The organism is Massilia aquatica, assembly GCF_011682045.1.
Lineage (GTDB): Bacteria > Pseudomonadota > Gammaproteobacteria > Burkholderiales > Burkholderiaceae_D > Telluria_A > Telluria_A aquatica.
This window is the reverse complement of sequence record NZ_VVIW01000001.1, coordinates 333,000-351,157: the sequence shown is the minus strand read 5'-3', so window position 1 is coordinate 351,157 and position 18,158 is coordinate 333,000. Positions and strand designations below refer to the sequence as shown.

Annotated in this window: 20 protein-coding genes and 1 tRNA gene; 14 read left to right on the top strand and 7 right to left on the bottom strand. The window is 61.7% G+C overall.

Translation table 11 applies throughout. The annotated features are described in order from the left end of the window. Positions 1–16 precede the first annotated feature (16 nt). The 13 genes from miaA (at position 17) to F1609_RS01605 (ending at position 9,686) form a co-directional block, all read left to right on the top strand. Complete coding sequence (gene miaA, locus F1609_RS01665; protein ID WP_167074010.1) at positions 17–961, top strand: tRNA (adenosine(37)-N6)-dimethylallyltransferase MiaA; 945 nt, start codon at positions 17–19, stop codon at positions 959–961. A gap of 51 nt (positions 962–1,012) precedes the next feature. Beyond that, a tRNA-Met gene (locus F1609_RS01660) sits at positions 1,013–1,089 on the top strand. Between the two features lie 165 nt (positions 1,090–1,254). Beyond that, positions 1,255–2,487: a tyrosine-type recombinase/integrase gene (locus tag F1609_RS01655; protein ID WP_167074008.1), complete on the top strand. Its 1,233-nt coding sequence runs from the start codon at positions 1,255–1,257 to the stop codon at positions 2,485–2,487. Positions 2,488–2,597: 110 nt separating this feature from the next. After that, positions 2,598–3,161, top strand: coding sequence for a hypothetical protein (locus F1609_RS01650; protein ID WP_167074005.1), 564 nt, complete (start codon positions 2,598–2,600; stop codon positions 3,159–3,161). Positions 3,162–3,384: 223 nt separating this feature from the next. Next, the gene (locus F1609_RS01645; protein WP_167074003.1) at positions 3,385–3,639 is read left to right on the top strand and encodes a helix-turn-helix transcriptional regulator; all 255 of its coding nucleotides are present in this window, start codon (positions 3,385–3,387) and stop codon (positions 3,637–3,639) included. Further along, positions 3,636–3,941: a helix-turn-helix domain-containing protein gene (locus F1609_RS35185; protein WP_308609334.1), complete on the top strand. Its 306-nt coding sequence runs from the start codon at positions 3,636–3,638 to the stop codon at positions 3,939–3,941. The genes F1609_RS01645 and F1609_RS35185 overlap by 4 nt, the downstream gene beginning before the upstream one ends. Continuing rightward, positions 3,934–4,527, top strand: a complete 594-nt coding sequence (locus tag F1609_RS01635) for a hypothetical protein (protein WP_167074001.1) — start codon at positions 3,934–3,936, stop codon at positions 4,525–4,527. Before F1609_RS35185 ends, F1609_RS01635 begins: the two co-directional genes overlap by 8 nt. Continuing rightward, entirely contained in the window at positions 4,524–4,814 is a 291-nt protein-coding gene (locus F1609_RS01630) for a hypothetical protein (protein ID WP_167073999.1), read from the top strand. Before F1609_RS01635 ends, F1609_RS01630 begins: the two co-directional genes overlap by 4 nt. 14 nt (positions 4,815–4,828) lie before the next feature. Further along, positions 4,829–6,970, top strand: a complete 2,142-nt coding sequence (locus F1609_RS01625; RefSeq protein WP_167073997.1) for an AAA family ATPase — start codon at positions 4,829–4,831, stop codon at positions 6,968–6,970. After that, positions 6,967–7,431, top strand: a complete 465-nt coding sequence (locus tag F1609_RS01620; RefSeq protein WP_167073996.1) for a hypothetical protein — start codon at positions 6,967–6,969, stop codon at positions 7,429–7,431. The genes F1609_RS01625 and F1609_RS01620 overlap by 4 nt, the downstream gene beginning before the upstream one ends. Next, positions 7,428–7,721: a hypothetical protein gene (locus tag F1609_RS01615; protein ID WP_167073994.1), complete on the top strand. Its 294-nt coding sequence runs from the start codon at positions 7,428–7,430 to the stop codon at positions 7,719–7,721. Before F1609_RS01620 ends, F1609_RS01615 begins: the two co-directional genes overlap by 4 nt. A 145-nt stretch (positions 7,722–7,866) precedes the next feature. Then, on the top strand, positions 7,867–8,517 hold the full coding sequence (locus tag F1609_RS01610; protein WP_167073992.1) for an HK97 family phage prohead protease: 651 nt from the start codon (positions 7,867–7,869) through the stop codon (positions 8,515–8,517). After that, a complete protein-coding gene (locus F1609_RS01605; protein WP_167073990.1) occupies positions 8,514–9,686 on the top strand; it encodes a phage major capsid protein in 1,173 nt (390 codons plus the stop codon). The genes F1609_RS01610 and F1609_RS01605 overlap by 4 nt, the downstream gene beginning before the upstream one ends. Positions 9,687–10,831: 1,145 nt before the next feature. Here F1609_RS01605 and F1609_RS01600 read toward each other — a convergent pair. The 3 genes from F1609_RS01600 to F1609_RS01590 all read right to left on the bottom strand — a co-directional run bounded on the left by F1609_RS01600 (position 10,832) and on the right by F1609_RS01590 (position 13,140). Then, positions 10,832–11,473 carry a hypothetical protein gene (locus tag F1609_RS01600; protein WP_167073988.1) on the bottom strand — a complete coding sequence of 214 codons (642 nt, stop codon included), beginning with the start codon at positions 11,471–11,473 and terminating at the stop codon, positions 10,832–10,834. Positions 11,474–11,626: 153 nt separating this feature from the next. After that, entirely contained in the window at positions 11,627–11,839 is a 213-nt protein-coding gene (locus F1609_RS01595) for a hypothetical protein (RefSeq protein ID WP_167073986.1), read from the bottom strand. 23 nt (positions 11,840–11,862) lie between these two features. Next, entirely contained in the window at positions 11,863–13,140 is a 1,278-nt protein-coding gene (locus F1609_RS01590; protein WP_167073984.1) for an SGNH/GDSL hydrolase family protein, read from the bottom strand. Positions 13,141–13,248: 108 nt separating this feature from the next. Between F1609_RS01590 and F1609_RS01585 the strand changes: the two genes are divergently transcribed. After that, a complete protein-coding gene (locus F1609_RS01585; protein ID WP_167073982.1) occupies positions 13,249–14,160 on the top strand; it encodes a LysR family transcriptional regulator in 912 nt (303 codons plus the stop codon). On the opposite strand, the gene F1609_RS01580 is transcribed toward F1609_RS01585, so the two are convergent. From F1609_RS01580 to F1609_RS01565, 4 genes are all read right to left on the bottom strand, one after another. Then, entirely contained in the window at positions 14,157–14,492 is a 336-nt protein-coding gene (locus F1609_RS01580; protein WP_167073980.1) for a putative signal transducing protein, read from the bottom strand. The genes F1609_RS01585 and F1609_RS01580 overlap by 4 nt on opposite strands. Before the next feature lie 89 nt (positions 14,493–14,581). Then, positions 14,582–15,733, bottom strand: coding sequence for a CaiB/BaiF CoA transferase family protein (locus F1609_RS01575; protein WP_167073978.1), 1,152 nt, complete (start codon positions 15,731–15,733; stop codon positions 14,582–14,584). 11 nt (positions 15,734–15,744) lie between these two features. After that, positions 15,745–16,899 (bottom strand): acyl-CoA dehydrogenase family protein, encoded by a 1,155-nt coding sequence (locus tag F1609_RS01570; RefSeq protein ID WP_167073976.1) that lies wholly within the window; start codon positions 16,897–16,899, stop codon positions 15,745–15,747. 13 nt (positions 16,900–16,912) lie between these two features. Then, entirely contained in the window at positions 16,913–18,097 is a 1,185-nt protein-coding gene (locus tag F1609_RS01565; RefSeq protein ID WP_167073974.1) for a lipid-transfer protein, read from the bottom strand. Positions 18,098–18,158: the final 61 nt, after the last annotated feature.

Below are 18,158 nucleotides of genomic sequence, written 5' to 3'. Positions count from 1 at the left end.
CAGCAAGGATCACGCAATGAAACCAATGGCCGTTGCCATTATGGGCCCGACCGCGTCGGGCAAGACCGCCGCCGCGCTGGCGATCGCGCGCGCTATTCCGGCCGAAATCATCTCCGTCGATTCGGCGCTGGTGTACCGCCAGATGGATATCGGCACCGCCAAGCCAACGCCAGAGGAACTGGCCAGCGCGCCGCACCACCTGATCGACATCATCGACCCGACCGAATCGTACTCGGTGGCGCAGTTCCGCGACGATACGCTGCGCCTGGTGGCGCAGATCAGCGCGCGCGGCAAACTGGCGCTGCTGGTGGGCGGGACCATGATGTACTTCAAGGGCCTGGCCGATGGCCTGGACGACCTGCCGGTGGCCGATCCGGCCCTGCGCGTGCGGCTCGACGCCGAAGCGGCCATCATCGGCTGGCCCGGCATGCACGACAAGCTGCGCGCGCTCGATCCGGAAACGGCCGACCGCCTCGCGCCCAACGACGCCCAGCGCATCAACCGCGCGCTGGAAATCATCGCCATCTCGGGTAAGCCAATGTCGGAGCTGCTGGCCAAACGCGAAAAGACCGAGCTGCCGTTCGAGCTGCTCTCGTTCGGACTGGAACCATCGGACCGCGGCGTGCTGCACGCGCGCATCGCGACCCGCTTCGACCAGATGCTGGGCATGCGCGACGATACCGGCATCGTGGCCGAAGTGGCCGGCTTGCGCGCGCGCGGCGACCTGCACGCGGGCTTGCCGTCGATGCGCTGCGTGGGTTATCGCCAGGCATGGGATTATCTCGATGGCAAGATCGACCGCGCCGCCTTGCGCGAAACCGGCATCATCGCCACCCGCCAACTGGCCAAGCGCCAGCTGACCTGGCTGCGTTCGATGCCGGACCGGGTGGTGATTGATTGCCTGAGTGACAACCCTGCCGGGCAGATGCTGGACATGATCGTAGCCCGGCAGCAAAAATAATCGCAGAGCCTTGACACTTCAAAATCGGATCTTTATAATCTTTGTCTGTCGGGTGATATAGCTCAGTTGGTTAGAGCACAGCATTCATAATGCTGGGGTCGGTGGTTCAAGTCCACCTATCACCACCAAAAACATGGCAAAGTATGACCAAGTTTGCCAAGAAACCCCTAAGAAATCAAACGCTTAGGGGTTTTTTTACGCCTATAGCGCCAAAGTTTGCCCATTGACACCTATGTATTTTGGGGGCAGTCTTGGGGGCCAAACCGATGCCCCCAAAAGGCGATGCCCCCAAGATGCCAAAAATTGTTCTACCTCTCGCTGACAAAACCATCAAAAACGCCAAGGCGAAGGACCGTCCGTACAAGCTTGCTGACGGCGGCGGGCTCTACCTGGAGGTGATGCCAACCGGTGTGAAGCTATGGCGCATGAAGTTCAAGCAGGCCAACGGTAAAGAGAGTCGCCTATCGTTCGGTTCCTACGACGAGGTGTCGCTCGCGGAGGCCCGTGACAAGCGTGACGCGGCCCGCAAGCAAATGGCCGGCGGCGTGGACCCGGCCCAGGCCCGCCGCATCGAGAAACAGCAGAAAGCAACACTAGCGAGCAACACGTTCGAGGCTGTGGCGCGCGAGTGGCACGCCAACAAGCTGGATTCCTGGCAACCCCGCACGGCGGCGAACATCATTCACCGGCTGGAAGTCGACGTATTCCCACTAATCGGGCGGCACCCAATTGCGGAAATCAAGGCTCCGGTCATCCTGGACGTTCTGCGGCAGATCGAAAAGCGTGGCGCTCTCGACATGGCAAAGCGCCAGGGGCAAGTGTGCGGCCAGGTGTTCCGGTACGCCATCGCATCGGGCAAGGCCGACACAGACCCCGTGCCGAGCCTACGCGGCGCTCTCAAGCCCACCGCAGGCGGCCACCATGCCGCCATCACCGCCGACGACCTGCCGGACTTCCTGAAAGCCTTCGCCAAGATCGAGGGGCGCATGTTCGTGCCGACCAAGGTCATGTTCCGGCTGATGATGATGACGTTCGTGCGCACCAGTGAGCTGACCGAGACGCCCTGGTCAGAAATCGACCTGGTGAACGAGTCCTGGGTCATCGACTGGCACCGCATGAAGATGGGCAAAAAGAAGGTCAACCCGCGCAAGGTAAACCACCATGTGTTTCTGCCGCGCCAGGGCTGGGCGCTGCTGCGCGAGCTGCACGAAATCACAGGTGGTAACAAGTACCTGTTCCCCAACATGCGCGATCACACCAAGCCGGCGACCAACTTCGGCATCCTGGCGGCTCTCAAGCGCATGGGCTATGCCGGCAAGATGACCGGCCACGGCTTCCGCTCGCTGGCGATGGGGGTCATCAAGGAACGCTTGGGATACCGCCATGAGGTTGTGGACCGCCAGCTGTCGCACGCATCGGGCGATGCCTACGGAGAGGCATACGACCGCGCGATGTTCTTGGATGAGCGGCGAGTGATGATGCAAGAGTATACAAACTATATAGAAAAATTACGAACTGCAAAGTGAAATTATTACCAGGACAAGTTTAGCCATGCCTACCGCGACGGCGGGAAAAAAGAGTTTGCCCTTTTTCTCTTCCAGTATGGCTTCCAATTTAAAAAGGCAAGGGGCATTTCTTGAAATATCATTCGACTAAAACAATGGGGCTCTATTCCCTGATCATTTCCACAGGGGCGGCTTCCACCGCGATGGCTATATTTAAAATTTCTACGGGCCAGTACCGCGTTGGTATTTGCATGGGACTTCTCAGCCTAGGACTATTATGCGGGTATTGGAGCGCATGTCTTTTTGAACGATATAAACGAGAAGACGAGGAATTATTAGCACGCAACAAAGTTGACAACATCAGCCCATCGACTGAGAAAATAGTACATAAACCAGAGATATTTACGCCTGCATATCTAGATACCAGTCATCCCCGTTATTCGGCAAAACTTGCTGCTGCTGTGAAAGCTTGGGAGGCAATGGAAGATGAAAACCTCCGACGCGGGAAAATGCCGATGGCGGCAATGGCAGCATGGCTAGAAAAAAATAGCTCGGCCCTGGGGCTTACCCATAAACGCGCCAGTGAACAACACAAATACCAAGTTGGCGACATAAATAAAACCGCAATAGCGGAGGTCTCAAAAATTTGCAATTGGGAGGTTGATGGAGGCCCCCCACCCAGCCTTGGTGGCTAACCCACCCACCCCTGAAATCGGCCCTGGCACTAGCTTTCGGGCGGCGCAATGCCAGCCCCCTCCCCTTCCCCCGCTGCCCCGCAGAAGCTAGAACTCCCCCCTCCATTCAATGTTTCACCAGGTGAGTTTTATGAACTCACCCATCTATTCTTCGACTCTGTCTTTGCATAACCTTTGCATCAACCCGCCGAAGTCTGGCGGCAACATGCAAAGGTAGGCAATCATGGCAAATCAAACCGCCGAACTCAGTAAGACTCTCCCAGTGGACGGCATGAGCCGCTGGAAGCAGATAGAACCTTTCTCCCCAGTCAGCCGTGAGAAATACCGCCAACTGGTCAATGCCGGCAAAGCACCGCCAGCCGTCCGCTTATCGGAACGCTGCACCTGTTATTCAAATCGCGAGCTGCACCGATTCTTTGCCGATCCGATTAACTATCGCGCCGCCGCATCGACCGCCCAAGCCGGGGCCGCACAATGAGCACGCCTCCAAATAATCACCCTCTGGATCGCGCCGGAATCATGGCATCAATATTGGCCGCGATGCCCGGAACCGATTCGTTTTCTCAACGGCAGCGCATTTTGACCGCTATCCAAAAAATGGGCAGTGTGACCACTTTCGAAGGTTCGCGGTATCTCGACTGCTACGACCCGCGAGCGCGGGTTCATGAACTGCGCCGCGCTGGCAGTCGCATAAAAACTGTAATGCGTGCAGAGCGAACGGAAAGTGGCAACCTTCACCGCGTCGGTGTCTATGTGCTGGATGGAGTAGCCCATGCTTAATTCGTCCCCACACGGTGAAAAACCAAATAGCACAAACTGCTTGACAGCCATCAAAGCGTGGACAGATACTGTCCCTGTCGCGAAAAAAGAAGCGACCGGGTTTGGCGACCTGAAATTGACAAAGGCGGACAACCGCCACCAGGCGGCTTTTTTTCGTCCGTTGCACCATTGCGTCCTCTATGAGCGGCAGTGGTGGGGATACCTTCGGGTATGCCGGTTTCCTTTGTCACCGGTTCGCCAACCCCGCCATTTGCTGCTCACCCCGTTTGGCGACGGGTTGCGCGGTTTAACAACCGACGAGGAAACAATCATGTTTAGCACCACCACATCCCAACATTCCCCATCATCAGTCGGCACCCTGTCCGTCGAGCAGCTTTTTCAAACCGCGTTCTACAACGGTCGCACGCCGCGCAGCCAGGAGTACAAGGCCGGCGCACGCATGGCGCTTGAGCACCGCATTGAGCGCAAAGATTTTGACATGCCGTATCAGGCGGGCACAGCCGCGGCTGATGCCTACTTCGCTGGTATCGAGGAAGGCAAGACTATCTGGCGCGCCGCTGTCGCAAAAATCGGCGGTGCCGCATGAACGCCCCTGTTGCGGTGAAATTCCCTGTGCCCCCTTACCGCTTCACTGGCGGCGACCTGGGCCTGAACAGCGACAGCGACCAAAAGCCGTGGATCTATTTCGTTGACAAGAACGGCGAGGAGTGGCTTGCCCATTCGGTCGAGTCGGTATTGCGTGTCATCGACCAGTTCCAAGAGACCGGACGCGGCGGACGTGAGCAGCTTCTCTGTCTCGCAGCGATTCACTACGGCATGGACGCGTACGCCCTGATCGACGGTCGAGACTTCCAACCACGGGCGGAGGCGTAACAATGCAAGCGACCATGACCAACATCGAGGCCGAGTTCGGCGCAGCAATGGCCGTCTACGACCTGGCGCCGGCCGAGATCATCGCGGACGGCAAGCGCCGCCGCTTTGATGCCGCCGACGACAAGAAAGGCAATAAATCAGCCTGGTACATCCTGCACGGCGACGGGGTGCCCGCTGGGGCATTCGGCAACTGGAAAACCGACCTGTCGGAGAAGTGGTGCGGCAAGTCTGACCAGAAAATGACGCCGATAGAGAATGCCGAGTACCGGGCACGGGTGGACAAGGCCCGCCAGGAAGCCGAGCACACGCGCCTACAGCTCGAAGTCGACGCGGCGGCGGTGTGCGTGCGCGTCCTGGCTGGCGCCCAAGAGGCGACCGACGACAACCCCTATTGCGTACGCAAAGGGATCAAGCCCTACGGCCTGAAAGAGTTCAAGGACAAGCGTACCCTGATCGTGCCGATCCGCGATGCTGCCGGCGCGGTCACCAGCTTGCAGTTCATCTATGAGGATGGCACCAAGCGCCTCAAGTCGCACGGCAAGGTCAAGGGCTGCTATTACAGCTTCGGCGGCAAGCCAACCGATACCCTGCTGGTCTGCGAAGGGTTCGCCACAGGTGCAAGCCTGTTCGCGGCCCTCGGCCATCCGGTAGCTGTCGCCTTCAACGCTGGCAACCTGGAGGCGGTGGCGCTGGCGCTGCGCGGCAAACTGCCAGGCGTCCAGATCATCCTATGCTCTGACAACGACCGGTTCAACACTGTCGGCAACGTGGGAGTGGAGAAAGCCAAGGCCGCAGCGCGCGCGGTCGGCGGCTGGCTCGCAGTGCCGGAGTTCGAATCCGACGAAGGAAACCCAACTGACTTCAACGACCTGGCCCAGCGCCAGGGCGACGAAGCGCTAGTCGAGGCGCTCTCAAAAGCTGTGCACTTCGAATTGCCAGCCCACCAGCCGGCACAGCCTCCAAGCATGCGCCCTACCGCTCCGCCCGAAAGCCGGGTGGTGAAAATCCGGTGTGGTAACGACATCAAGCCGCTGCCCATCACCTGGTTGTGGCCGGGCTGGCTCCCGGCCGGCAAACTGACGATCCTGGCTGGTGCGGCCGGCACCGGCAAGACCACGCTTGCATTGGCTCTTGCGGCGGTGCTGACATCTGGCGGGCGCTGGCCTGACGGTAGCCCGTGCCACCGTAAAGGCAATGTGTTGGTCTGGTCCAGTGAGGATGTGGCCGATGACACGCTGGTGCCCCGCCTGATCGCATCGGGTGCCGATCTGAACCGCTGTCACTTCATCGAGGGCATTGTTCACAACGGCGAGAGCGTGCCGTTCGATCCGTCGCAGGATATCCCGGAGCTGCACAGGGCCGTGGACCGCATTGGCGGGGTGTCACTGCTGATCATCGACCCGATTGTGTCGGCTGTCGCTGGCGACATGCACCGCGCCAACGATGTGCGCCGAAGCCTACAGGCGGTTGTGGACTTCGCAGAGGCTCATAGCTGCGCTGTCATCGGCATTACGCACTTTGCCAAGGGCGGCGCCGGCAAGTCGCCCCAGGACCGCGTAATCGGCTCCCAGGCGTTCGGCGCGCTGGCCCGCATGGTGCTGGTCACCGCAAAGGAAGAAGACAGCAGTCGGCGCGTCCTGGCGCGTGCGAAGTCCAACATTGCGCCAGACGATGGCGGCGTGGCCTACGGCTTGCAGATGGTCACGATTGACGGCGGCATCGAGGCGACACATGCGGTTTGGGAAGGCACGATCGAGGGGACCGCCCGCGAAATCTTGGGCGAGGTCGAGCATGACGAGAACGGCGAGGCTGGCGACAATCCGGGCGACTTGCAGAAGATGCTGATCGACATGTTGACCGATAACGGCGGCAAGATGCCCGCCAAGATGGTCAAGGCCGAAGTCAGTGACGCGGGGTATTCGTGGACGTCTGCAATGCGGATAAAGGCAAAGCTCAATATCGAATCCGCCAAGGAGCCTGGCAGCAAAACCAGCGGATGGAATTGGTATTTACCCAACAAATCACCGTCAACAAACCACAACAAACCACAAGAAACACAAGAATCCACAGAAATTGAGTGTGTTTCTTGTGTTTCTTGTCCGGATTCTTGTGACACGACGGACGGTGCGGATACGACCGTTGAGGTGTCGATATGAGCCCGCAAGCACTGATCGACAACTGCTCGGCGGCTGGCGTTTCTGTCTACCTGGCCGGCGATGGTCTCAAGCTTCGCGGCCCGGCCGAAGCCGTCAATGCGGTATCCGCAAAGGTCCGGGCGAACAAGGCGGCACTGCTCGCGCACCTGTCGACCAACCCCGCCATCGACCTGGTGGCCGAGTTCATGGAGGTTGACGGGTTGACGCGCAAGGAAGCGGAAGCCATGGCCGCAATCTCTGTGCAGCCGCGCACGCCCGCCGTCTGGCTGGGCCTGATCGCTGAATTGAACACGTTGATCGCGACGTACTGCGACAGCGCCCAGGTCAGCCAAGAGGCCAAGCAGCGCCTACACGCCGTCGCCGCTTCCCAAAGCCTGGCAAGCATCCCCACAGCAATCGAATGGTTCCGCGCCGAGCTGCGCACCCTGAACGCATCCCACCCTACTGAAAGCACAAAATGACTGACAAATTTATCCCCGCCGCAAACGCCGCCGACCTGTCCGCCCAGTGCGCCGCATTGGTCCGCGCATCCGGCACGTTGATGCACACCCTCATGGTCGACCTTGGCCTGGAAAAGCAGGAGGGTCTTAACCGCTTGCTGGCCGGTGGCGGGCGCGTCGGCATCGAAATCACGATCGACCGCCACGGCGCTAACCAGATCAGCCTGGTTGCTGTCGAACGCGAAGGAACGCATCGCACCCTGGCGACTGTGCAAACCATCGGAAACGGCATCACCGGAGTTGCGAATTGATCAGGAGTAACGTAAACTTACGGTCAGTGATCGAGCTTGCGGGATGCAAGCCCGGTCCACTTCAACAGCAGCGCGGGATGCCTGCCGAAGTCAAATCGACACCTTCAACGGTGTTCAATTTCGCTCGGACTAAAGGATCCACATAATGTCGCTATCTCACTCTCTACCACTCCTGGAAGTACGCTCGCAGGCCGAAGGAATCGTCACAGGTTACGCCTCCGTTTTCGGCGGTATCGACTCGTACGGGGACCAAGTTGCCAAGGGCGCTTTCGGCGCCTCACTGGCACACCACCGCGCCCAAGGCACCGCCCCAGTCATGCTGTGGGCGCACAAAGCCGACACGCCAATCGGGCGATGGGTCGAAATATCCGAGGACTCACGCGGGCTTCTGGTAACCGGACAGATCAACCTCAAGACGACTGCCGGCCAGCAAGCTTTTGAGCACCTTCGTGCTGGCGATATCACGGGCCTGAGCATCGGCTACCGGGTCGTCAAAGGTGGCGCCAAGATGCGAGAAGGGGTCAACGTCCTGACCGCTATCGACCTGGCGGAAATCTCAGTGGTATCCGTGCCTGCCGATTCGTCGGCCCGGATCAGCGAAGTGAAAGCAGCAGGGATCAAGCCGACCACGCTCCGAGCATTTGAAAAGGCAATGGAGCAAATCGGGTTCTCACGAAGCGAAGCACGGCACATCGCCGCCAAGGGATTTTCCCTGTCTGGCGCACCCGACCCATCGAACGAAATCATCGCGGCGCTCAAAGCCGCCACTCAACAATTTACGAAAGCATCCCAATGAAAACTCAGAACACCAACACCACACCCCTGCTGACCAAATCCTACGGCGACCAACACGGCGGCGCCGGCGACGTGGCCCAGGCCATCACCGAACTGACCAAGTCGGCAAACGCACGCATCGACGCAACCGCCGCCGAGCTCAAGGAATTCAAACAAGAGACGAGCGCCCAAATCATGGAGCTTGAGCAGAAGGGCGCGCGACGCCAAGGCGGTGACGATAGCGGCACCCCATCGGTAAGCTCTCTCGTACTCAAGAGCGACGGCCTGAGTATGCTGCGCGATAGTTCGATCAAGAACCTGCGCATCTCCGTTAAGGGATTCGAGCTGGGTCAGAAGGCAACCGTGACCAGTAGCGCAGTACGCGTCCAGGCCGCACGTGACACCGAGATTTATGGAACCATGGGGCGCCGCACTGCCGTTCGTGACCTGCTGATTACCCGACCGACCACAGCGGCCAGCATCGAATACCTCAAGGGTGTTCGCACTGGCGCCGCAGCGGTCCAAGTAGTCGAAGGTGACACCAAATCGGAAATCGGCCTGAACATCGCGCTCGAGTCCGCGCCTGTCCGCACCATCGCGGTATGGATCCCAGCCTCGCGCCAGGCTCTCGATGATGAAGTGATGCTGGCCGACTACATCGACACTGAGCTGCGCGATGCTCTCCAGCTTGCCGAGGATGCTCAACTCCTGAAAGGCACCGGCACCGGCGCCAACATCATGGGCATGTGGACTGTGGCGACAGGCTACATTCGTCACGTTACTGGTGACACCCCAAGCGACACACTGCGCCGTGCCATCACCCAGGTGCAGTTGGCGCGCGGCGTGGCCACTGGCATCGTCATCAATCCGATCGGCCTGGAGCGCCTCGAGCTGGACAAGGATAAGGAAGGCCGCTACCAGTTCTCGTACAACGTGACCGATGACAACGGCCGCGCCAGCGTGTGGCGTGTGCCTGTCGTGGTCACCGACGTGATGGGGGAGACAGAGTTCATGGTAGGGGACTTCGCCCGCGCTGCACGGCTGTACGACCGCCAGCAGGCCACTGTCGAAATCGCTACCCAACATGCGGACTACTTCACCCGCAACCTGCTGGCGATCCTGGCCGAAGAGCGTTTGGCTCTGACCGTCAACCGTCCTGAAGTGCTGATCAAGGGCGTGTTCCTCCCATAACGTGGCAGCAGGGCGTAACTCATGAGTGGCCCGCACGACAAACCGTGAGACCTGCAGGACGTCATCCTTGAGTCTGATGCAGGACTGGCCCAGCCTCACACGCTGGGCCTTTTTGCGTCTGGCGCCAGGTGCGCATAGGGTCAGACTTGGAATCCAACCCACGCGAGGGGGAGGCCCGTCGAGACTGGCGGAAGGTCGCCCACACAGGACCGCTCCGACCCTCGATGCGCACAACCGCGAATTGAGAATATTTTTCTGGAACGGCACCCGACCCCAGAATCAGACCCAGAGTGGGGGCATCGAAACTCTGCACGGCCACGCAGAACAGGACCGCGCTCTACCCATTTATTCGCGCAGTCAGAATAGAAAAACGGTTTTTTGACATAGCCTCAGATTCCCCAGGGCGGGTCAAAACCTCGGGCATATCCCCCACACAGGACCGCGCTCACCCTCGAATTTAACGCTAACCCACAAAACGCCAGGCCCCCGAATCGGGGTTCTCGATCGCATGACCGGCAACCAGCAGCGTTGTGCGCGCGCGTGCGCGAGAAAGCGCCGAAGGGTTGCATTTCAAATGCGAACCCACAGTCCAGCGTCAAAGAATTTTGCTCCGCCATCGCCATGCATTTACCTCATTGCGTGGACCACGTGTTACTGTGGGGATTCACTCCGAATAAAGGCAGCTCCAATGTCCTCCGACAATTCCTTTCAAGAAGCACGGCAAGACAGTGAAACCGCCGATATGATCACTCATGCGATCGCCATAGAACAGGGTCGGGGGGTCGTTGCGGCATGGGCGTTTTTGGAGGGCTCGCAGGTCTCGACTGCAACTAAGTTACGCGTGCTTACTGTCGGCACAAGCCGGCGTGATGGTCAAACGAGTACACGTGTGCCATTACCAACGATTTTTGCCTAGAGGCAGACACAAAAATATTTGGGGGCAGATTTAGGGGCAGAAACCGTGCTGGAATATGCGAGAGTGAGTGCCAGTGCGGCTTACAGACCACAATCCGAGTCCACCTATCCCACCAAGAATTTGCTTCAAACAAAAACCCGCAGTGTCTTCAACAGGCCTGCGGGTTTTTGCTTTTGACCTTGGAACACAGCGATGTTGCGACTCCGCCCCGGACGAAGAGTCATCTTGTCTAAAAATCTAGTTCTCCTTGAACAGCGCCCTTCCCATACTGGCACGGCAAGGCGATAGCCAAGCGGCGCCCTGCCATTGGCATGAACCCGCTATCGATAACATGCTTCCCATCAAAGAGCGACCCTTGTCTCGTGACGATCTCGGCAGCATTACTCATCCGGTACGCAAGAACGCCAAGAGAAACCATCAAGTAGGAACATAATCTCGGACGATCGCTCTTGAAATTAGCGAGCACTACGAGATATGCCTTCGCTTGGGAGTAACTCGCAGCGAGCAACATGGCCTGCTCTGCCAACGCCTCATCGTTTTCACGAGCGTCAAGTGGATCAGTCAATGCCCGATCTGCAATCCGCTCTGACCAAGGCAGATTTTCCTGAGACACCGAGTCGATGCTGACAGCTCTGTGAAGACGCCAATCGCCCTGTTTGCGTATCTGGCTGTATACGTGCGCGAGGATAAGCTCCTGGTCCACGAGGTCTTGAAAGTCAATGGATCGACCGCGCTGGTCCGCGATCTCGCTTGCGGCGATCCATACCTCGCCAACCAAATCAGTTCCCTTAAGGCCGACCTTGGTCGCACGCGCAATGCCACCTAAACGAGCACCCATTTTGACTAGAAATGCAGAGATCGTCTCAACCATATGAATTGCCTTTGATCGTTGAATGCTGATGATTTTGACGATTATTGTAAAGTTCACAATAATCCGACGTCGGCGCTCCGGCGCGATAGTTCCAATTAACTTAGTTGAGAAGCGATGATTCGCTTTTTAGGATTGCAATATCGACTCACACTGCTACGTAAAATTCATCGGCCCACCCCCACTGTCGATAATCGCGCACACGCGCGTCAGCGCGGCGGCGTCGCCGACAAACACATACAGCGGCGGATCGGTGCCGTCGATCGGCAGGCACAGCGCTTCAGTCTGGTTATGGTCGAGCACATTGAGCGCGGCGGTTTGCAGGTCGCGCATCAGCTTCTTGTTGCGCGCGTCAAAAAAATCGTTCATGGGCAACTCCTTGGCAGGTGATCTCACCTCCTTGGACGCCGCCGGGCGCCATCTGGTTCAATGCCGCGTGCGCTTTTCCCCATCACTGCGCTCACATCGAGCGCCTGCGCCAGGGCGCGGTAGCCGGCGTCGCCCGGATGCAGATGGTCACCCGAATCGTAATCGACCCGCATGCGCGACGGCCGCGCCGGATCGCGCAGCACCGCATCGGCATCGAACACCGCATCAAACTCGCCGCTGCCCACGATCCAGCGGTTCACCTGCTGGCGCACCGCTTCCTTGGCGGGACTGTAATGGCCTTCGAAGGGCGTACCGGCCAGCGCGCCTTCGAACGGCAGCAGCGTGGCGCCGACGATGCGCAGCTTGTGCGAGCGGGCGCGCGCGATCAGCTGGCGATAGGCCTTGACGACCTGCTCCGCGCTGACAGCGGCATCGCCCGGCGCGAACGGGCTGCCTGGCCAGCCGATGTCGTTAATCCCCATCATGACGATCACGCTGGCCACGCCGGGCTGCGCCAGCACATCCTGGTCGAAGCGCGCCAGTGCATTGGCGCCCATGCGGTCCCCCAGCAGGCGCGCGCCGGAAATGCCTGCATTGACGACGCCCACACCGCTTGGCGCAAGCCGCTCCGCCAGCGCGTCGGTCCAGCGCCGGTCCCGGTCGGGCGACGAGCCGTTACCGTCGGTGATCGAGTCGCCCAGCACCACCACGCTGCGCGTCGCGGCAGGCGCCTCGACCAGCACCGTGGTCAAAAATGCGCGCCCCGCAAAGCGCGCGGCCGCCGGCAGGTCGGTCGCCGCCGTGGCATTGCCGTGCGCCAGATACGGCGTTTGCTGGCCGCCCCAGTGAAAGGTCGACACCGGCGTATGCGCCGGGTAGTAAGTGGTCACAGCCAGCCGCGCCAGTGCGCCGGCCGGCAGGTCGACCGGATCGCTGACCAGCACCGCACCGGGCGCCGCGCTGGCGTTGGCACTGGCGCCGAAGGTAACCGCGTGGCTTGCGCCCACCAGCGCAGCCCCTTCGCCGGCCAGTGCAACCCGCATCCCGCCCACGTGCAGCGGCGTGGCGCCGTAGCGGTTCGACAGCACGATGCGCAGGCGCTTGCCGCCCACGCTCAGGCGCACCACGTCGCGCACCGACTGCTGTTCGAACGACGCCGGCATGCCCACCGGCAGGACAAAATCCTGGTCCCAGCGCGCCTGCGGACTGGCGCCCCAGCTGGCCACCCAGTGCGGCGGACTGGCGGCGGCAGCCTGGAATGACAACAATAACAAGACCGGCAGCGTGCGTAATCCCGACATGGCATTTCCCCTTGAATGAAGTGAAGGCACAAGGTAGGCCATTCCGCATTGTGCCGGTAGAGGGCCGGATCGACTATCATCCATTCCAATCTGGAATAAGGAGTGACGATGGATACCCTGCGCTTGATGCACCTGTTCACCCGCGCGCTCGACCTGAGCAGCCTGTCGGCGGCGGCGCGCGAGGCCGGCACCACGCAGCCGACGGTCAGCAAGGCGATCACCGCGCTGGAGGCGCACCTTGGCGTGCGCCTGCTTGAGCGCAGCACCACCGGCCTGCTGGCGACGGCCGAAGGCTTGCGCTTTCATGAGCGCGCGCGCCGCCTGCTCGACGAATACGACGATGCGCTGGCCGACGTACGCGGCCACGCGCGCCAGGCGACAGGCCTGCTGCGCGTGAATGCACCGGTGGCGCTGGGCCAGTTCCACCTGAACGCACTGGCGCAGGAATTCCTGGCGCTGCATCCGGACATCGGGATCGAGCTGATTTTGAATGACCGCTTCGTCGACCTGGTGGGCGATGGCGTGGACGTGGCGGTGCGCCTGGGCGGACCGTTACCGCCCGATGCAGTGGCGCGCACGATTGCGGCATCACCGCGCTGGCTGGTTGCAGCACCAGTGTACCTGGCGGCGCATGCGCGCCCCAGGCAGCCGGAGGACCTGGCGCGGCACGAGTTCATTCGCTTCGCGTGGCTTGCCGATGGCGACGAGCTGGCCTTGCAGCGTGGTGCGGAGGTGATGAAGGTGACGACGCGCGGGCGCTATCGGGTCAATAACGCACTGGCGATTCGCGACAGCCTGCTGGCGGGCGCCGGAATCGGCCTGTGCCCGCAGTGGCTGGTGCACGATCTGGTGCAAGCGGGCCAACTGGCGCGCGTGCTGCCTGCGTGGAGCGGCACGCCGCAGCAAGTGGCGCTGGTGACTCCATCCAGGCGCTACCAGCCGGCGCGGGCGCGCCTGTTCATGGACTTCCTGGCAGCGCGCATCGGCGCCCTGCCAGGATGGACGTCGACGGCAGCCTAGTTTTCAGGCTGGCCGACATCGGCATCGTCGCTCAGGGTAAAGTCGCCGTGCTCGCGCGCGGCCAGCAGTTCCTGCGCCTGTTCCAGGTATTCTTCGGGCGCCAGCACGCGCACGCCGCCCATCGCGGGCAGCAGGAACTGGTCGGCCTGGGCGTGATTCACATCGGCCACCACCGCCGGAATGCCGGAAGCGACCAGGAAGCTGCGCGCCAGGTGCGCTTCGGTCGGCGTGAAGAATTTGGCGACGATGAACAGGTCGCGCCCCGGAATCGCTTCAGATTCGGCCGTGCCATCGTCCGGGAAGGACTCAGCGCCGCTCAGGGTATCTTGCATAGTGCCTCCGCATGGTGTTTAACCGTACCGATCTTACTCCTGATCGCCCCAGGCGCTGGTTAATCAGGCCACACATGCGTCACATCCGGTTAAATGACTCCCTGCACCGCCAGGGCGGCAATCGCATCGTCATCCCAGCCCCAGTCTTTCAGCACTTGCGCGCTGTGCTGGCCGGGCCAGGCCGGTGGACTACTGAGCTCCGGAACGGTGCGCGAGAAGCGCGGCGCGGGCGCCGGCTGCACGACTCCGTCGACGTCCACGAAGGTGGCGCGGGCGGCGTTGTGCGGATGGTGCGGCGCTTCGTCCAGATCGAGCACGGGCGCGAAGCAGGCGTCGCTCCCTTCCAGCAGCGCGCACCATTCATCGCGCGTGCGCCGCGCAAACAAGGCCGCCAGTTTATCGCTCAGCCCAGGCCAGCCGGCCGGCTCCATCTGCGCGTCGAAAGCGCGATCGTCGGCCCCGGCGAGCTTGCGCAACAGCGCGTAGAACTGCGGTTCGATCGCGCCGACCGAGACAAATTTGCCATCGGCGCACGCATAGGTGTCGTAGAAATGGGCGCCGCCGTCGAGCAGGTTGGCTTCGCGCCCGCCGCTCCAGCCGCCCTGCGCGCGCAGGCCGTACATCATGGCGCCCAGCAGCGCCGCGCCATCGGTCATGGCGGCGTCGATCACCTGGCCCTTGCCCGAGCCGCGCGCTTCCAGCATGGCGCAGACGACCCCGAAGGCGAGCATCATCCCGCCCCCGCCAAAGTCGCCCACCAGGTTCAGGGGCGGCGCCGGCGGCGCATCGGCACGGCCCATCGCGTGCAGCATGCCGGTCAGGGCGATGTAGTTGATGTCGTGCCCCGCCGCCTGCGCCAGCGGGCCGCTCTGGCCCCAGCCGGTCACGCGCCCGTACACCAGCGCGGCGTTGCGCGCCAGGCAGGCGTCCGGCCCGAGCCCGAGGCGCTCCATCACGCCGGGACGAAAGCCTTCCAGCACCACGTCGGCTTTGACGATGAGCTCGAGCGCGATCGCCTGGGCGGCCGGCTGCTTGAGGTCCAGCGCCAGCGAGCGGCGGCCACGCGCCAGCACGTCATATTTCGTGCCCAGCATGGGGAACGGCGTGGCCGCGCCGGGTGCGCTCTTGCGCTCGATGCGGATCACTTGCGCTCCCATGTCGGCCAACATCATGGCGGCAAACGGACACGGTCCGAGGCCGGCCATTTCGATCACCTTGATTCCTGCCAGCGGTCCTGCCATGTGGTGTTCTCCTAAAGCGAACGGGCGATGATTTCCTTCATGATCTCATTGGCGCCGCCGTAGATGCGCTGCACGCGCGCGTCCACGTACATCTGGGCGATCGGGTATTCGAGCATGTAGCCGTAGCCGCCAAAGAGCTGCACGCACTGGTCGACCACCTTGCATTGCAGGTCCGAGATCCAGTATTTGGCCATCGAGGCGGTCACCGTATCCATGCGCCCCTTGATCGTTTCATCGATGCAGCGGTCGATGAAGATGCGCGCAATGGTGGCTTCGGTCTTGATCTCGGCCAGCACGAAGCGCGTATTCTGCATTTCGATCAGGGCCTGGCCGAAGGCGCGCCGCTCGCGCGTGTGGTCGACTGTCAGGCGCAGTGCGCGTTCGATGGCGGCCACGCCGGCCACGCCGAGAATGGTGCGCTCGTACGGCAGCTCGGTCATCAACTGGGCAAAGCCTTGGCCTTCCACGCCGCCGAGTACATTGTCGAGCGCCACATCGGCGTCGTCAAAAAACAGTTCGCACGTGTCCTGGCCTTTTTGCCCGACCTTTTCCAGGATGCGGCCGACGCGAAAGCCGGGATTGTCCCTGGTTTCCATCAACAGCAGCGAAACGCCTTTGGCGCCCGCCTCGGCATCGGTCTTGACCACCACGACGACCAGATCGGCCAGGTAGCCGTTCGAGATGAAGGTCTTGGAGCCATTGACCTTGTAGCCATCGGCCGTCTTGACGGCGCTGGTGCGGATGCCTTTCAGGTCGGAGCCGGCGCCCGGTTCCGACATGGCGATCGCCGCCACCATCTCGCCGCTTGCCAGCTTGGGCAGGTACTTGCGCTTTTGCGTTTCGGTACCCTGGTTCAGCAGGTAGTGGGCGACAATGGCGTGCACGTGGATGCCGAAGGCCATGTCGCCGGCATAGCCCAGTTCTTCGAACACGATGGCCTGGTGCGCGAAGCTGCCGTCCGATCCGCCGTACTGCTCGGGAATGTCGGCGCACAGGATACCCATGGCCCCGCCCTTGTGCCACAGATCGCGGTCGACGTGCTGCTGCTCGCGCCAGCGCTGCTGGTGCGGCGCGACTTCGCTGGCCACAAAACGCCGCACGCTGTCGCGAAAGCCAACGAGCTCGCCGGTCATCCAGGGCGAGGCGCCGCATACGTTCATTTCCATGATGCGGCCCGATTCACGCGGCTCGATACATGGTGACCACGCAGGCGCCGCCCAGGCCCAGGTTGTGCTGCAGGGCGACGCGGGCGCCGTCCACCTGGCGCGCGCCGGCGCTGCCGCGCAGCTGGTGGGTCAGCTCAAAGCACTGGGCCAGGCCGGTCGCGCCCAGCGGATGCCCTTTCGAGAGCAGGCCGCCGGACGGGTTGGTGACGACCTTGCCGCCGTAGGTGTTGTCGCCATCGCTGATGAACTTGTCGGCGCCGCCTTCCGGGCACAGGCCCAGTGCCTCGTAAGTGATCAGCTCATTGTGGGCGAAGCAGTCGTGCAGTTCGACGACATCGAGTTCGTCGGGGCCGATGCCGGCCTGCGCGTACACCCTGGCGGCGGCATCGCGGCTCATGTCGTAGCCGACCAGGCGCATCATGTCGCCCGACTCAAACGTGCTGGCGCGGTCGGTGGTCATGGCTTGCGCGGCGATGTACACGTCGGCCTTGAGGCCGCGCTTTTTCGCGAAGTCTTCCGACACCAATACGGCGGCGGCGGCGCCGCAAGTCGGTGGGCAGGCCATCAGGCGCGTCATCACGCCCGGCCAGATCATGGGCGCGTCCAGCACGTCCTGGGTGCTGACCTCCTTGCGGAACAACGCCAGCGGATTGTTCACGGCGTGGCGGCTGGCCTTGGCGCGGATTTTGGCAAAGGCGTCGAACGGGGTGCCGTACTTCTTCATGTGCGCCAGGCCGGCGCCGCCGAAGTAGCGCAGCGCCAGCGGAATGCCGGGCATGCCGACCAGTTCATCGGTCACGGCGTCGAACGGCTCGAACGGGCTGGGACGGTCGGCGAACACGGATGCGAGCGCGCCCGGACTCATTTGCTCGAAGCCGAGCACCAGCACGCATTCGGCGGCGCCGCTGGCGATCGCCTGGCGCGCCAGGAACAGGGCGGTCGATCCGGTCGAACAGTTGTTGTTGACGTTGACGATCGGGATGCCGCTCATGCCCACCTGGTACAACGCCTTCTGGCCGCTGGTGGAGTCGCCGTACACATAGCCGGCGTAGGCCTGCTCGATGTCGTCGTAGGCCACGCCCGCATCGTCTAGCGCCTGGCGCGTGGCCAGGGCGCCCATCTGGTCGTAGGGCGCGCTGGCGCCCGGCTTGGCGAAGGGGATCATGCCCACGCCTGTGACAAAAACGTTGCGGCTCATGCGCGTCTCCTGGATATTTTTATGAACTAGGTCGCTCGACCTAGTGCGCCGATTATAGGTC

Coding starts and splice junctions, on each gene's coding strand:
- miaA (WP_167074010.1), top strand. CDS start 17: ATGAAACCAATGGCCGTTGCCATTATGGGCCCGACCGCGTCGGGCAAG.
- F1609_RS01655 (WP_167074008.1), top strand. CDS start 1,255: ATGCCAAAAATTGTTCTACCTCTCGCTGACAAAACCATCAAAAACGCC.
- F1609_RS01645 (WP_167074003.1), top strand. CDS start 3,385: ATGGCAAATCAAACCGCCGAACTCAGTAAGACTCTCCCAGTGGACGGC.
- F1609_RS35185 (WP_308609334.1), top strand. CDS start 3,636: ATGAGCACGCCTCCAAATAATCACCCTCTGGATCGCGCCGGAATCATG.
- F1609_RS01635 (WP_167074001.1), top strand. CDS start 3,934: ATGCTTAATTCGTCCCCACACGGTGAAAAACCAAATAGCACAAACTGC.
- F1609_RS01630 (WP_167073999.1), top strand. CDS start 4,524: ATGAACGCCCCTGTTGCGGTGAAATTCCCTGTGCCCCCTTACCGCTTC.
- F1609_RS01625 (WP_167073997.1), top strand. CDS start 4,829: ATGACCAACATCGAGGCCGAGTTCGGCGCAGCAATGGCCGTCTACGAC.
- F1609_RS01620 (WP_167073996.1), top strand. CDS start 6,967: ATGAGCCCGCAAGCACTGATCGACAACTGCTCGGCGGCTGGCGTTTCT.
- F1609_RS01615 (WP_167073994.1), top strand. CDS start 7,428: ATGACTGACAAATTTATCCCCGCCGCAAACGCCGCCGACCTGTCCGCC.
- F1609_RS01610 (WP_167073992.1), top strand. CDS start 7,867: ATGTCGCTATCTCACTCTCTACCACTCCTGGAAGTACGCTCGCAGGCC.
- F1609_RS01605 (WP_167073990.1), top strand. CDS start 8,514: ATGAAAACTCAGAACACCAACACCACACCCCTGCTGACCAAATCCTAC.
- F1609_RS01600 (WP_167073988.1), bottom strand. CDS start 11,473: ATGGTTGAGACGATCTCTGCATTTCTAGTCAAAATGGGTGCTCGTTTA.
- F1609_RS01595 (WP_167073986.1), bottom strand. CDS start 11,839: ATGAACGATTTTTTTGACGCGCGCAACAAGAAGCTGATGCGCGACCTG.
- F1609_RS01590 (WP_167073984.1), bottom strand. CDS start 13,140: ATGTCGGGATTACGCACGCTGCCGGTCTTGTTATTGTTGTCATTCCAG.
- F1609_RS01585 (WP_167073982.1), top strand. CDS start 13,249: ATGGATACCCTGCGCTTGATGCACCTGTTCACCCGCGCGCTCGACCTG.
- F1609_RS01580 (WP_167073980.1), bottom strand. CDS start 14,492: ATGCAAGATACCCTGAGCGGCGCTGAGTCCTTCCCGGACGATGGCACG.
- F1609_RS01575 (WP_167073978.1), bottom strand. CDS start 15,733: ATGGCAGGACCGCTGGCAGGAATCAAGGTGATCGAAATGGCCGGCCTC.
- F1609_RS01570 (WP_167073976.1), bottom strand. CDS start 16,899: ATGGAAATGAACGTATGCGGCGCCTCGCCCTGGATGACCGGCGAGCTC.
- F1609_RS01565 (WP_167073974.1), bottom strand. CDS start 18,097: ATGAGCCGCAACGTTTTTGTCACAGGCGTGGGCATGATCCCCTTCGCC.